At 70.5% G+C, this 13,753-nt stretch carries 13 protein-coding genes; 7 read left to right on the top strand and 6 right to left on the bottom strand.

The window, feature by feature from the left end:
- Positions 1-95: 95 nt before the first annotated feature.
- Positions 96-2,228, top strand: coding sequence for an acyl-CoA dehydrogenase family protein (locus tag FZ046_RS02965; protein WP_070353116.1), 2,133 nt, complete (start codon positions 96-98; stop codon positions 2,226-2,228).
- A 24-nt stretch (positions 2,229-2,252) separates the two neighbouring features.
- On the opposite strand, the gene FZ046_RS02960 is transcribed toward FZ046_RS02965, so the two are convergent.
- Together FZ046_RS02960 and FZ046_RS02955 are read right to left on the bottom strand one after the other, a co-directional pair.
- Positions 2,253-2,795: a hypothetical protein gene (locus FZ046_RS02960; protein ID WP_070353156.1), complete on the bottom strand. Its 543-nt coding sequence runs from the start codon at positions 2,793-2,795 to the stop codon at positions 2,253-2,255.
- Between the two features lie 49 nt (positions 2,796-2,844).
- Entirely contained in the window at positions 2,845-3,906 is a 1,062-nt protein-coding gene (locus tag FZ046_RS02955; protein WP_070353117.1) for a ferredoxin--NADP reductase, read from the bottom strand.
- Between the two features lie 167 nt (positions 3,907-4,073).
- Here FZ046_RS02955 and hsaA point away from each other — a divergent pair, with 167 nt between their 5' ends.
- Genes hsaA through hsaB form a run of 4 tightly spaced genes read left to right on the top strand, consistent with a single transcriptional unit; the run spans position 4,074 to position 7,698 of the window.
- Complete coding sequence (gene hsaA / locus FZ046_RS02950) at positions 4,074-5,258, top strand: 3-hydroxy-9,10-secoandrosta-1,3,5(10)-triene-9,17-dione monooxygenase oxygenase subunit (RefSeq protein ID WP_070353118.1); 1,185 nt, start codon at positions 4,074-4,076, stop codon at positions 5,256-5,258.
- An 8-nt stretch (positions 5,259-5,266) separates the two neighbouring features.
- Positions 5,267-6,193 (top strand): 4,5:9,10-diseco-3-hydroxy-5,9,17-trioxoandrosta-1(10),2-diene-4-oate hydrolase, encoded by a 927-nt coding sequence (gene hsaD, locus FZ046_RS02945; protein ID WP_070353119.1) that lies wholly within the window; start codon positions 5,267-5,269, stop codon positions 6,191-6,193.
- Positions 6,194-6,196: 3 nt separating this feature from the next.
- Complete coding sequence (hsaC, locus tag FZ046_RS02940; RefSeq protein WP_070353120.1) at positions 6,197-7,096, top strand: iron-dependent extradiol dioxygenase HsaC; 900 nt, start codon at positions 6,197-6,199, stop codon at positions 7,094-7,096.
- 5 nt (positions 7,097-7,101) lie between these two features.
- Positions 7,102-7,698, top strand: a complete 597-nt coding sequence (hsaB, locus tag FZ046_RS02935; protein ID WP_070353121.1) for a 3-hydroxy-9,10-secoandrosta-1,3,5(10)-triene-9,17-dione monooxygenase reductase subunit — start codon at positions 7,102-7,104, stop codon at positions 7,696-7,698.
- On the opposite strand, the gene FZ046_RS02930 is transcribed toward hsaB, so the two are convergent.
- Genes FZ046_RS02930 through FZ046_RS02920 form a run of 3 tightly spaced genes read right to left on the bottom strand, consistent with a single transcriptional unit; the run spans position 7,667 to position 10,319 of the window.
- The gene (locus FZ046_RS02930; protein ID WP_246182891.1) at positions 7,667-8,479 is read right to left on the bottom strand and encodes an alpha/beta fold hydrolase; all 813 of its coding nucleotides are present in this window, start codon (positions 8,477-8,479) and stop codon (positions 7,667-7,669) included. The genes hsaB and FZ046_RS02930 overlap by 32 nt on opposite strands.
- 55 nt (positions 8,480-8,534) lie before the next feature.
- A complete protein-coding gene (locus FZ046_RS02925) occupies positions 8,535-9,311 on the bottom strand; it encodes an alpha/beta fold hydrolase (RefSeq protein ID WP_070353122.1) in 777 nt (258 codons plus the stop codon).
- Positions 9,312-9,344: 33 nt separating this feature from the next.
- Positions 9,345-10,319: a LysR family transcriptional regulator gene (locus FZ046_RS02920; protein WP_070353123.1), complete on the bottom strand. Its 975-nt coding sequence runs from the start codon at positions 10,317-10,319 to the stop codon at positions 9,345-9,347.
- Between the two features lie 76 nt (positions 10,320-10,395).
- On the opposite strand from FZ046_RS02920, the gene FZ046_RS02915 reads away from it, so the two are divergent.
- Positions 10,396-11,748, top strand: a complete 1,353-nt coding sequence (locus FZ046_RS02915) for an MFS transporter (RefSeq protein ID WP_070353124.1) — start codon at positions 10,396-10,398, stop codon at positions 11,746-11,748.
- Positions 11,745-12,491: a 3-hydroxybutyrate dehydrogenase gene (locus tag FZ046_RS02910; RefSeq protein WP_070353125.1), complete on the top strand. Its 747-nt coding sequence runs from the start codon at positions 11,745-11,747 to the stop codon at positions 12,489-12,491. The genes FZ046_RS02915 and FZ046_RS02910 overlap by 4 nt, the downstream gene beginning before the upstream one ends.
- 83 nt (positions 12,492-12,574) lie before the next feature.
- On the opposite strand, the gene FZ046_RS02905 is transcribed toward FZ046_RS02910, so the two are convergent.
- Positions 12,575-13,744, bottom strand: a complete 1,170-nt coding sequence (locus tag FZ046_RS02905; RefSeq protein ID WP_083298216.1) for a pyridoxal phosphate-dependent aminotransferase — start codon at positions 13,742-13,744, stop codon at positions 12,575-12,577.
- Positions 13,745-13,753: the final 9 nt, after the last annotated feature.

Here is a 13,753-nt window from a genome sequence, read left to right as displayed (position 1 = left end):
TGATGGCGGTCGACTTGACGTTCGAACGCTGTCACCATTAGAACACGTTCTAGTGAGAAGCACCGCGTTCTCGCCCTAGGCTAGGAGGCCTCGAGATGGCTGGATCCGCTGCGGTGGGAGCCGCGCCCGTCGCCGACGATCGGTTTGCCGTCCGGGAACTGGTGCGCGACTGGGCCGGGTCCTCTGGATCGATCGCCGCCACCCGTGCCGTCGAGCAGGGCGACCCCGACGCCTGGCGCGCACCGTACCGCCGGTTGGCGGATCTGGGCCTGTTCGGCGTCGCGGTGCCCGAGGACCTCGGCGGCGCGGGGGCGAGCATCGCCGACCTGTGCGCCATGCTCGAGGAGGCCGCCGCCGCACTGGTGCCCGGCCCGGTGGCCAGCACGGCGCTCGCCACGCTGGTCGTCACGGATCGGGAGCTGCTGGAGGCGCTCGTCGCGGGGGAGCGGACCGCCGGCGTCGCTCTGCGCTCCGATCTCGTCCTCGACGGCGAGACGGCCTCCGGCACGGCCGAATTCGTGCTCGGCGCCGAACCGTCCGGGGTGTTCGTGCTCCCCGCGGGCGAGCGTTGGGTCGTCGTCGACGGGACCGCGACCGGCGTGACCGTCGAACCGCTCGTGGCCACCGACTTCTCCCGCCCACTCGCCCGCGTCACGCTCGCCTCGGCGCGGGTGGCGCCGCTGACCGTCGGCGGCCAACGCCTCACCGAACTCGCGGCGACGCTGCTGGCCGCGGAGGCCGCGGGACTGGCGCGCTGGACGCTGGAGACCGCCACGGAGTACGCCAAGGTGCGCGAGCAGTTCGGCAAGCCGATCGGCAGCTTCCAGGCCGTCAAGCACATGTGCGCGGAGATGCTGGTGCGTTCGCAACAGATCGCGGTGACGGCCGCCGACGCCGCCGCGGCGGTCGACGACCCGGACGAGTCGCAGCTGTCGATCGCGGTCGCGGTGGCGGCCGCGGCGGGCATCGAGGCTGCGAAGGCCAACGCCCGCGACTGCATCCAGGTGCTCGGTGGCATCGGCTTCACGTGGGAGCACGATGCGCACCTCTACCTCCGGCGCGCCTACGCCCTCGGGCAGTTCCTCGGCGGCAGGACGCGGTGGCTGCGACGCGCCGTCGAGCTGACCCGGTCCGGCGTACGCCGTCAGCTGCACGTCGACGTGACCGACGGCGAGGACATCCGCGCCGAGATCGCCGGCGTCGTCGCCGACATCGCCGCGTTGCCCGAAGAGCAGCGGCAGGCCGCGCTCGCCGAGTCCGGCCTGATGGCACCGCACTGGCCCCGCCCGTACGGCAGGGATGCCTCGCCCGCCGAACAGCTCGTCATCGACCAGGAACTCGAGGCCGCCGGGGTGGTGCGGCCCGACATCTCGATCGGCTGGTGGGCGGCGCCGACCATTCTCGCCAGCGGGACACCGGAGCAGATCGAGCGGTTCATCCCCGGCACGCTCAACGGCGACGTCTACTGGTGCCAGCTGTTCAGCGAGCCCGGCGCCGGGTCGGACCTGGCGGCGTTGCGCACCAAGGCGGTGCGCAATCCCGAGGACACCGGCTGGCTGCTCACCGGTCAGAAGGTGTGGACGTCGAGCGCGCACCGTGCCGACTGGGGCATCTGCCTGGCGCGGACGAACCCGGATGCGCCGAAGCACAAGGGGATCACGTACTTCCTGGTCGACATGCGCTCGCCGGGTATCGACATCCGTCCGTTGCGCGAGATCACCGGCGAGGCGCTGTTCAACGAGGTCTTCTTCGAAGATCTCTACGTGCCCGACGAGATGGTGGTCGGCCCCGTCGACGGCGGCTGGCCGTTGGCCCGCACCACGCTGGCCAACGAGCGCGTGGCGATCGCGACGGGCGGTGCGCTCGACAAGGGCATGGTCCACCTGCTCGACGTGCTGGGCGACGCCGAGGTCGACCCCGCCGAGGTCGACCGGGTCGGATCGCTCATCGTCGCCGCGCAGGTCGGTGCGCTGCTCGACCAGCTGATCGCGAAGATGGCGGTGGGCGGCCACGATCCGGGCGCCCCGTCGAGCGTGCGCAAGCTGGTCGGCGTGCGCTACCGGCAGGCGCTCGCCGAGACGATCATGGACGCGCACCCGGGTGCCGGCATCGTGGACTCACCCGACGTGCGCTACTTCCTCAACACGCGGTGCCTGTCCATCGCGGGCGGAACGGAGCAGATCCTGCTGACCCTCGCGGGTGAGCGACTGCTGGGCCTGCCGCGGTAGCCGGCCCGGGTACCGCCTGCGCGGTCAGTACCGGGTCTGCGCGCAGGCGTCCGGCGTCGTGAGGTTCACGCCGGCGTACACGGCCTGGATGTGCGCGCACACGATGTAGTCGGCGTCGGTCTTCGGCTGGCCGGTCGCCCAGTCGACGGTGCGGCTGTTGCCGTTCAGCGTGAACTTCTCCGGCGGACCGCTGCCGAAGTACACCGTCGCGTACTCGGTGTCGGTGATCGACTTGAACATGCGGGTGTTGGGCGCGTTGAAGTCGGAGTCCATGTAGACCATGCGGTCCATGGAGCGCACGGTGGTGCTCTGCCTGCCGTAGAAGTCGCCGGGGAACGGGATCGGGCCGTCCGGTCCACGCAGGTTCGCGGTGGTGGTGAAGTAGCACTGCCGGTCGGCCAGAACGCAATTGGCCGTCGCGTGCATCTCGAGCGTGACGGCGGGGTCGACGGGGATCGACGACGTCGCGGTGTCCTGCGCCGCCGACGACGTCGCCGTCGGCGTGACCATGGCGAGCGTCAGCCAGATCGTCAGGAGGGCGGCGGCGAAGGTGGCCGTCCGTCTCATGCTCGTGCTCCTCACCGCCGTGCCGGTCGGGCCCACGGTAGCCCGGCGCTCACTCGTCATAGGTGACTTCGACCGAATCCGACCGCGGGGTGGCCTGGCAACCGAGGATGAGTCCCTCCTCGAGGTCGGCCGGTTCCAGCACGTCGTTGACCGCCATGTCGACCTCGCCGGTCTTCATCAGCACGGCGCAGGCGCCGCAGTGGCCCTCGCGGCAGGAGAAGGGTGCGTCGAGACCCTTGTCGAGCAGAACGTCGAGCAACGTCGCGCTGCGCGGCCAGCGCACCTCGTGCGTCTCGCCGTCCAGGGTGACGACGGCGGTCGCGGGTCCCCGGTCGGAGTCGTCGTCCTCGGCGATGGTCACGGCGGCGAACGGGTCGGAGTCGAGGGACTTGAACACCTCGACGTGGATGCGCTCGGGTGCCGTGCCCGCGGCCTTGAGCGCCTCCTCGGCGGCGGCCATGAACGGACCCGGCCCGCAGACGAAGGCGTCGTGGGCGGTGAAGGGCGCGATGAGCCCGCCGAGCGCGGCGACCGACGGGAGACCCTGCACCGACTCGAGCCAGTGCACCACCGTCAGGCGGTCCGGGTGCTTGGCCGCGAGGTCGCGCAGCGCACCGGCGAAGATCACCGAGGTCTCGTCGCGGTTGGCGTAGACGAGCACCACGCGGCCGCTGCCCTCGGCGAGCGCCGACTTGGCGATCGCCATCATCGGGGTGATGCCGCTGCCGGCGGCGAGCAGCAGGAAGTCGGCGTCCAGCGTGCGCGGCACGAACGTGCCCGACGGCGCCAGGACGTGGATGCGCATGCCGGCCTCGGCGTTGTCGCACAGCCAGTGCGAGGCGTATCCACCGTCGGTGCGCTTGACCGTGACCGCGAGCGCCGAGTCGGTGTGCGGCGAGGTGCACAGCGAGTAGCACCGCGCCACCGAGCCGGTCCGGTCGCTGGGCACGCGCAGGGTGAGGAATTGGCCGGGTTGGTAGCGCAGTCGTTCGGCGGGCACGTCGTGGCCGTCGGGCACCTTGAAGACCAGTGAACGCGCGTCGGCGGTCTCCTCGATCACCTCGGCCAGCTCGAGTTCCAGCACGTGGCTGCCGAGCGCGTCGTCGGTCACGCTGCGCCTCCTTCGCGTCCCGCCGGAGCGGACGGAACTAGAACATGTTACAAAAACGGACTTCCGCAGGTCCAGCGACCGTAGGAATGCCTTACTCGACACGAATCGTAACGTGTTCTAATCTCGGACTACATCGAGCACGGGCCCGCACCCACTGGAGGCATGCAGTGACCACCATTGAACAACGCGACGCGCAGTCGGTCCTCGACGGCATCGACGATCTGCTGCCCCGGATCGCCAAGCGCGCCCAGCTCGCAGAGGACCAGCGGCAGATCCCCGAGGAGACCATCGCCGAACTCGACGAGGTCGGTTTCTTCAAGCTCCTCCAGCCCGCGCAGTGGGGCGGCCTGGAGTCCGACCCGACGCTCTTCTACGAGGCCGTCCGGCGGCTCGGCAGCGCCTGCGGATCGACCGGCTGGGTGAGTTCGATCATCGGCGTGCACAACTGGCATCTCGCGCTGTTCGACCAGAGGGCGCAGGACGAGGTCTGGGGCGACGACCCGACGGTGCGGGTGTCGTCGTCCTACGCGCCGATGGGCGCCGGCGTCGTGGTCGACGGCGGCTACCTGGTGAGCGGTGCCTGGCAGTGGTCGTCGGGCTCGGGTCACGCCACGTGGGCCTTCCTGGGTGGCCCGGTGATCAAGGACGGCAAGCCCGTCGACTTCGGCAGCTTCCTCATCCCACGCTCGGAGTACCGCATCGACGACGTCTGGCACGTCGTCGGCCTGAAGGGCACCGGCAGCAACACCGTCGTCGTCAAGGACGTGTTCGTGCCGCGGCACCGCTTCCTGTCCTACAAGGCGATGAACGACAAGACTGCGGGCGGCCTGGAGAACAACACCGCCCCGGTGTACAAGATGCCCTGGGGCACCATGCATCCCACGACGATCACCGCGCCGATCATGGGCATGGCCTACGGCGCCTACGAGGCGCACGTCGAGCACCAGGGCAAGCGCGTGCGGGCGGCGTTCGCCGGCGAGAAGTCGAAGGACGATCCGTTCGCCAAGGTGCGCATCGCCGAGGCCGCCAGTGACATCGACGCGGGGTGGCGCCAGCTGATCGGCAACGTCGGCGACGAGTACGCCCTGCTGCAGGCGGGCCGGGACATCCCCTTCGAGCTGCGCGCGCGGGCCCGCCGCGACCAGGTGCGGGCCACCGCCCGGGCGATCGCCTCGATCGATCTGCTGTTCGAGGCCTCCGGTGCCACCGCGCTCGAGACCGACAAACCCGTGCAGCGGTTCTGGCGCGACGCCCACGCCGGCCGGGTGCACGCCGCCAACGAGCCCGAGCGCGCGTACATGATCTTCGGCAACGAGGCCTTCGGCCTGCCGCCGCAGGACACGATGGTCTGACGGCCGAGATGACGTCCTACATCCAGGAGACCGAGCAGCAGGTCGAGGTCACGTTCGCATCGACCTCGCGTACGGCTACGGTGCGTGCCGCGGTGACCGACGTGGCGGGCAACGTCACCGGCGAACGTGACCTGACGCTGCATTACCACGAAGCGGGCGTGGGCAATTCGGAGACCGTGGTGCTGCTGCACGGTGGCGGACCCGGCGCGTCGAGCTGGTCGAACTTCTCGAAGAACATCGCGGTGCTGGCGCGTCACTTCCACGTGCTGGCCGTCGACCAACCCGGCTACGGGCAGTCCGACAAGCTCACCGAGCACGAGCAGTACAACCGCTTCAGCGCATCGGCGCTGCTGGGCCTGTTCGACCACCTCGGCATCGAACGCGCAGCACTGGTGGGCAATTCGCTCGGCGGCGGGACCGCGGTGCGCTTCGCTCTGGATCACCCCAAGCGGGCCGGGCGCCTCGTCCTGATGGGCCCGGGCGGGCTGAGCGTCAATCTCTTCGCCCCGGATCCCACCGAGGGCGTGAAGCTGCTCGGCAAGTTCACCGTCGACCCCACGCGCGAGAACATGGCGAAGTTCCTCCGCATCATGGTCTACGACCAGAGCCTCGTCACCGACGAGCTGATCGACGAACGCTTCGAGATCGCCAGCAGGCCCGAATCGCTCGCTGCGGCCAAGGCGATGGGAGCCTCGTTCGCGGGCGCGGACTTCGAGCTGGGCATGATGTGGCGCGAGGTCTACAAGTTGCGCCAGCCCGTGCTGCTCATCTGGGGCCGCGAGGACCGCGTGAACCCGCTCGACGGTGCACTGGTCGCGCTCAAGCAGATTCCGCGGGTCCAGCTGCACGTCTTCGGACAGTGCGGGCACTGGGCGCAGCTGGAGAAGTTCGACGAGTTCAACACGCTCACCATCGACTTCCTCGAAAGGGGGTAGGACATGAGCATCAAGAGCCTGGGGTACCTGCGCATCGAGGCCACCGACATGGCCGCCTGGCGCGAGTACGGTCTGAAGGTCCTCGGCATGGTCGAGGGGTCCGGACCCACCGACGGCGCGCTGTACCTGCGCATGGACGAACACCCGGCGCGCCTCGTCATCGTTCCCGGCGATCGCGACCGGCTGCTGGTGTCGGGCTGGGAGACCGCCAATGCCGCGGCGCTGCAGGAGATCCGCGCAGCGCTCGACGTCGAGGGCACCCCGTACAAGGAGGGCACGGCCGCCGAACTGGCCGAGCGCCGGGTGTACGAGATGATCACCTTCGACGACCCGTCGGGCAACACGCTGGAGGTGTTCCACGGCGTCGCACTCGAGCACCGCCGCGTCGTCAGCCCCTACGGCCACCGCTTCGTCACCGAGGAGCAGGGCCTCGGGCACGTCGTCCTCACCACCCGCGACGACGAGGAGTCGCTGCACTTCTACCGCGACGTGCTCGGCTTCCGGCTGCGCGACTCGATGCGGCTGCCCCCGCAGCTCGTCGGCCGGCCCGCGGACGGAGCGCCGGCCTGGCTGCGCTTCTTCGGTGTCAACCCGCGCCACCACAGCCTGGCGTTCATGCCGGGCGAAACGCCCAGCGGCATCGTGCACCTCATGATGGAGGTCGAGAACGCCGACGACGTCGGACTGTGCCTCGACCGGGCGCTGCGCCGCAAGGTGCCGATGTCGGCGACGCTCGGCAGGCACGTCAACGACAAGATGCTGTCGTTCTACATGAAGACCCCGGGCGGCTTCGACGTCGAATTCGGTTGCGAGGGGCTCGAAGTCGAGGACCACGACTGGGTGGCTCGGGAGAGCACCGCGGTCAGCCTGTGGGGCCACGACTTCAGCATCGGGTTCAAGTAGCGACCGTGGCCGATCCGCAGCCGACCGCCGAGGGCACCATCGACCCGCGGACGTTCCGCCACGTGCTCGGTCAGTTCTGCACGGGCATCACCATCATCACCACGACGTCCGAGGATGCCTCGGGTGTCGTGCCGGTCGGCTTCGCGTGCCAGTCGTTCGCGGCGCTGTCGCTCGATCCGCCGCTGGTGCTGTTCTGCCCGACCAAGCAATCGCGGTCGTGGCAGGCCATCGAGGCGAGCGGCAGGTTCTGCGTGAACGTGCTGCACGAGAAGCAGCAGCACGTCTCCGCCCGCTTCGGGTCGCGCGAGCCCGACAAGTTCGCCGGCATCGACTGGCGTACATCGCCCCTGGGCTCGCCGATCATCGCCGACACGCTGGCCCACATCGACTGCACGGTGGCCTCGGTGCACGACGGCGGCGATCACTTCGTGGTCTTCGGTGCGGTGCACTCGCTCTCGGAGGTGCCGAAACTGAAGCCCCGGCCGCTGCTGTTCTACCGCGGCGAGTACACCGGCATCGAACCCGACAAGAACACGCCCGCGCAGTGGCGGGACGATCTCGAGGCGTTCCTCACCACGACGACCGCCGACACCTGGCTGTAGTCACGCCCCGGTGTGCTCGTCGACGAAGTCGGCGACCGCCGCAGCCACCGTGCGGTGGTTGACGTCGTTGAGCACGTCGTGCCGGCCGCCGTCGATCTCGACGAGCGACAGCGGTTCGATCTGCTCGGCGTAGGCGCGTACCGCCCCGACGTCGGCGATGGGGTCGTCGGTGCCGTGCACCGCGAGTGGGCACGGCCAGGGTCGGGAGTTCGGCGCCGAAGCGGTCCCACGCCCGGTCGAGTTCGCGGGTCAGCGTCGCGCCGTCGGCGTCGACGAAGGCCAGTGGGTCGTTCTCCAAGGCGTCGAGGTAGAACGGGTCGGCCGACAGCCAGCCGGGATCGAGCCCGAACGAGCTGTCCGCGTCGAGCAGCTCCGCGACCGGGGCCAGCGGCGCGCCCGAGATCACCGCAGCGCGGTAGCGGTCCGGTGTGGCGAGGACGCGGAACAGCGTGACGACTGCGCCGAACGAGTGTCCGGCGGCGACGAGTGGGAGGCCGGGTCGGGCCTCGGCGACGACGTCGGTCAGCGCGTCGGCGAGTGTCGACGAGGCCTCGATCGACCCCACGTCGCCGCGCTCGCCGGGTGAGAGTCCGTGTCCCAGTTGGTCGACGGCCCATACGTCGATGCCACGGGCGTTCAAGGCGAAGGCGTAGCGGTGGTAGACGCCGGTGTGCTCGCCGAAGCCGTGCAGGAAGACCACGGCTGATCGGGGATCCTCGGCGGCCCAGTGCCGGTAGTAGGCGCGGCCGCCGAGGGCGTCGTCGGTGTCGAGGAACGGCATGGGTTCGACGTTAGGACACGCGGGCCGATCCGTCTCGCGCCAGCCGGTGGCTCGTCTACCCGGCCGTCGCGTCGAGGATCAGCCGGACGGTGTCGTCCGGCTGATCCCAGTGCGGGAAGTGGCCACACCGGTCGAACCAGTGCAGCCGGGCGTCGGGAAACGCCGCCGCGGCGCGTTCGGCCTGCGCCGGCGCGGTGACCCGGTCGTTGCGGCCCCAGCCGATCACGACGCGACCCGGCGTCGAACCATCGGGCGGCCCCTGCTGTTTCGGGCCGTGCACCAGGGCGTCGAGCGCGTCGTCGAGGCTCGGCGAGCGGTCGAAGTTGCGGAGTTCGCCGAGGACCAGTGCCGGTGGCAGCCGCCACGGCGCGGCGGAGAACTGCAGCAGCAGCGCGGTGCGGCCGATGCGGCTGCGGCTCAGCGCGGGCAGCAGGGGGCCGATGCGCCGGACGAGCGCGATCGACGGCCGCACCGTCGCGGCGAAGATTCGCAACTCGGTGTCGGTCCAGAAGCCGCCGGGGTCGAGGGCGACGACGGTGCCGCGGTGGCCGCGACGCGCCATCTCGAGCGCCATGCGCGCCCCCATGGAACTGCCGACGACGTCGACGTCGCCGAGGCCGTGCTCGGCGATGAAGCGCTCGACGGCGTCGGTGAGCGTCGCGATCGTCACCTCGTGATCGAGCGGTGCGCTCTCGCCGAATCCGGGAAGGTCGACGGCGTACACCGCCCGGTGCTGGGCCAGCGGAGGGACGACGAGGTCCCAGTTGTGCAGGTTCGAGATGCCGTGGACGAGGAGCAGTGGCTTGCCGGTTCCGGTGGTGGTCGCGTGCACGCCGTGCGGCTACCCCGCCGTCAGGGCAGGGAATCAGACGGAAGGCTGACGCGCCGTCCCGAGCAGCACGTCGCGCAGGTCGCTCATCCGGCGGTCGATCGCCTCGACCACGGCAGCGACCTCCGGTCGGCGCAGCGTCTCGGTGCGGGTCACCAGCCAGTAGGTGAGGCGCAGCGTGACACCGTCCGGACCGCCGCCAAGTATCCGGACGAGGTCGTCGTGGCGGTCGGCCATGAAGCAGGGCAGCAGGCCGATGCCTGCTGCGGCGCGGGTCGCCTCGACGTGGACGAAGACGTTGGTGGAGGTGACGGATTCGCGCATGCCGGGTGCCACCTCGCGGGCGAGGTCCAGGTCGTCGACCTGCAGCATGGAGTCGATGAAGTAGACCAGCGGATGTCCGGCCAGCGCCGCGCGCGTGGCGGGTTCGCCGTGCCGGCGCAGGTACTCGCGCGACGCGTACAGCCCGAGGCAGTAGTCGCCCAGCGCCCGGGCCTGTGCCCGGTGCACCTGCGGTTCGCCCACCACCACCTCGACGTCGACGCCGGAGCGCTGCTGAGTGGCGCGGCGCGTCGTGGCGACCAGCTCCACCGCCACGCCCGGGTGGCGACGTCGGACGTCGGCGGCGGCGGGTGCGGCGACGTAGGCGGAGAAGCCGTCGGTCGCCGAGATGCGGACGACGCCGTTCAGCGCGCGGTCGCCGTCGGTTCCGGCCGCCAGGCTCCGCACCGCCGCCTCGACGCCCTCCGCGGCGGCCAGTGCGTCGCGGCCCAGCTCGGTGAGTTCCCAACCTCCGGCCACGCGGACCAGCAGACGACCGCCGAGTGCCTCCTCCAGCGCGGCGATCCGGCGCGAGACGGTGGTGTGATTGCGGCCCAGTTCGTCAGCGGCCGAGACGAAGCGGCCCGAGCGCCCGACGGCCAGCAGCACGAGCAGGTCGTCGGCGCTCGGCTTGGGGGCGGGCCGGGACACGTCTGCAGTTTCGCAGATGCCGGGTGCGCGGACGTCCATTGCGGCCGACGTCGGTCTGCAGGAATACTCAGACCACGATGTGTGCCGGGTCACACCGAGACGAGGAGGGCAGGCGATGAGCGCGCCGTTGTCGACGGGTCTGAAGCGGGTGGTGGCCGCCTCGATGGCGGGCACCGTCGTCGAGTGGTACGAGTTCTTCCTCTACGGCACCGCGGCGACGCTGGTGTTCAGCAAGGTCTTCTTCGCCCAGACCGGCTCCGAACTCGACGGCATCCTCGCGGCCTTCATCACCTATGCGGTCGGGTTCGCCGCCCGCCCGCTGGGCGGCGTCGTGTTCGGTCACTTCGGCGACAAGTACGGCCGCAAGAAGCTGCTGCAGTTCTCGCTGATCCTCGTCGGCATCTCGACGTTCCTCATGGGCTGCCTGCCGACCTTCGGCCAGATCGGGTACTGGGCGCCGACCCTGCTGGTGGTGCTGCGCTTCCTGCAGGGCTTCGCGGTCGGCGGCGAATGGGGCGGTGCGGTGCTGCTCGTCGCCGAGCACAGCCCCAACCGCAGCCGCGGCTTCTGGGCCAGCTGGCCGCAGGCCGGGGTGCCCGCCGGCAACATGCTCGCCACCGTCGTCCTGCTGGTCCTCACCGCCACGCTGTCCGACGCGGCGTTCCTGTCCTGGGGCTGGCGGGTGGCGTTCTGGTTGTCGGCAGTGGTGGTCCTCGTCGGGTACTACATCCGCACCAAGGTCACCGACGCGCCGATCTTCGTCGAGGCGCAGCAGGAGGCCGAGCGGATGAAGGCCGGCTCGCTGTCGGTCGTCGAGGTGCTCAAGCGCTACCCGCGGGGCGTGTTCACTGCGATGGGTCTGCGCTTCGGCGAGAACATCATGTACTACCTGGTCGTCACGTTCTCCATCACCTATCTGAAGGTGCAGGTCGGGGCGGACACCAGCTCGATCCTCTGGTACCTGCTGGTGGCGCACGCCGTGCACTTCTGCGTCATTCCGCTCGTCGGCGGGCTCTCCGACCGCTTCGGCCGCAGGCCCGTCTACGCCGTCGGCGCGGTCGCCGGGGCGTGCTGGGGCTTCTTCGCCTTTCCGATGATGGACAGCGGCAACTACGCCCTGGTCACCGGCGCCATCACGCTGGGCCTGGTGATCCACGCCGTCATGTACGCCCCGCAGCCGGCGCTCATGGCCGAGATGTTCCCGACCCGGATGCGGTATTCCGGTGTGTCGCTGGGTTATCAGGTGACCTCGATCGTCGCCGGTTCGCTGGCGCCGATCATCGCGGTGAAGCTGCTGGAGGTCTACGACACGTCGGTGTCCATCTCCATCTACTTGGCGATCGCCTGCGTCGTCACGCTGCTCGCCGTGGTGGTCGCCCGCGAGACCAGCGGTCTGGACCTCGCGTCGCTGGACGCCGTCGACACCGAGGAACTCGCCGCCGAGCGCGGCGGGGCGGCGGTGCGATGAGCGACCTGTCCGGGCGCACCGCGCTCGTCACGGGTGGGGCCGGCGGCATCGGCGCGGCGTGCGCCCGGGAATTGGCCCGCCGCGGGGCGAAGGTGACGGTCGCCGACGTCGACGAGGCGGCCGCCCGGTCCCTCGCCGACGAGATCGGCGGCACGGCGTGGGCGGTCGACCTGCTCGACGTCGCGGCGCTCGAGGACCTGCGGCTGGAGGTCGACGTCCTGGTCAACAACGCCGGCGTGCAGACCATCGATCCGATCCCCGACTTCGACCCGGCCCGGTTCCGGTCGATGCAGGCGCTCATGGTCGAGGCGCCGTTCCTGCTCATTCGGGCAGCACTGCCGCACATGCAGGCCGGTGGGTTCGGCCGCATCGTCAACGTGTCCTCGATCCACGGCCTGCGGGCGTCGGCGTTCAAGGTCGCCTACGTGACCGCCAAGCACGGACTGGAGGGGTTGTCCAAGGTGACCGCGCTGGAGGGCGGGCCGCACGGCGTCACCAGCAACTGCGTCAACCCCGGGTACGTGCGAACGCCCCTGGTGACCAAGCAGATCGCCGATCAGGCACGCACCCACGGCATCAGCGAGGACGAGGTGCTGATGCGGGTGCTGCTCACCGAGAGCGCGGTCAAGCGGCTCGTCGAACCCGAGGAGGTGGCCGCGCTCGTCGGCTGGCTCGCCGGTCCGGACGCCGGCATGGTCACCGGCGCCTCGTACACGATGGACGGCGGCTGGTCGGCGCGCTGACCCCGGCCGACCCCGTCCCGCCGAAATGACGTTCCCCGTGCCCAGGCGCGCCGCCTGAGCACCGTGGTTGCCGTCTCGGCGGGTCAGCCGTGGCTCGCCAGCCAGGGACCCATCCGACGCAGCGCCTCGGTGACGTCGGTGGCGGCCCCGGCGAACGACAGTCGGACGTAGGCCCCGCCCGCCACGGTGTCGAAGTCGACACCCGGCGCGATCGCGACGCCCGTGTCGCGCAACAGCTTCGCGCAGAACGCGAGTGAATCGGTGGAGAAGTCGGAGACATCGGCGTAGACGTAGAACGCGCCGTCGGCGGGCGCCAGGCGCGGCAGCCCGATCTCCGGCAGACCGTTCAGCAGTAGTTCGCGGTTGACCGCGTAGTCGCCGACGAGCGCGTCGGCCTCGGTGATGGCCGCCGCGTCGAACGCCGCGACGGCGGCCTTCTGCGGCAGCGTCGGCGGGCAGATCGAGAAGTTGCCGGTCAGCCGGTCCACGGCGCGCAGCAGCGGCCGCGGCACCAGGAGCCAGCCCAGCCGCCACCCCGTCATCGCGAAGTACTTCGAGAAGCTGTTCACGACGATGGCGTCCCGCGACGTCTCCCACGCGCAACTGGTCTGCGGCGCACCGGGATACACCAGTCCGTGGTAGATCTCGTCGCTGACCAGCCGCACGCCGGTCCGCTCGCACCACGCCGCGATGGCCGCCAGCTGCGCGGGCGGCAGCACGGTGCCGGTCGGATTGGCCGGGCTGGCGATCACCACGCCGCGCACCGGCGGGTCGAGGGCCTCGAGCATCTCGACGGTCGGCTGGAAGCGGGTGTCGGGGCCGCACGGCACCTCGACCACCTCGCAGCCCAACGCCGAGAGGATGTTGCGGTAGCAGGGATAACCCGGGCTGGTGACGGCCACGCGGTCGCCGGCATCGAATGCCGCGAGGAACGCCAGCAGGAAGCCGCCCGTCGAGCCGGTGGTGATCACCACGTCGTCGGGCTCGACGGCGACGCCGTACCGGGTGCCGTACGACGCGGCGATGCCCTCGCGCAGTTCCGGGATGCCCAGGGCGACGGTGTAGCCAAGATTGTCCTCGGCCAGAGCCGCGGCGGCCGCGGCGCGCACCGGGGCCGGCGCCTTCGCGCTCGGCTGGCCGGCCGACAGGTTGACGAGGTCGCCGTGCGAGCGCTGCCGTTCGGCGGCGGCCAGCCACACGTCCATCACGTAGAACGGCGGGATGCCGGCACGCACGCTCACGTGATCGTTCACCGCTGCCAC

The organism is Mycolicibacterium grossiae (genome assembly GCF_008329645.1).
Lineage (GTDB): Bacteria > Actinomycetota > Actinomycetes > Mycobacteriales > Mycobacteriaceae > Mycobacterium > Mycobacterium grossiae.
This window is presented reverse-complemented; position numbering and strand designations above follow the sequence as displayed.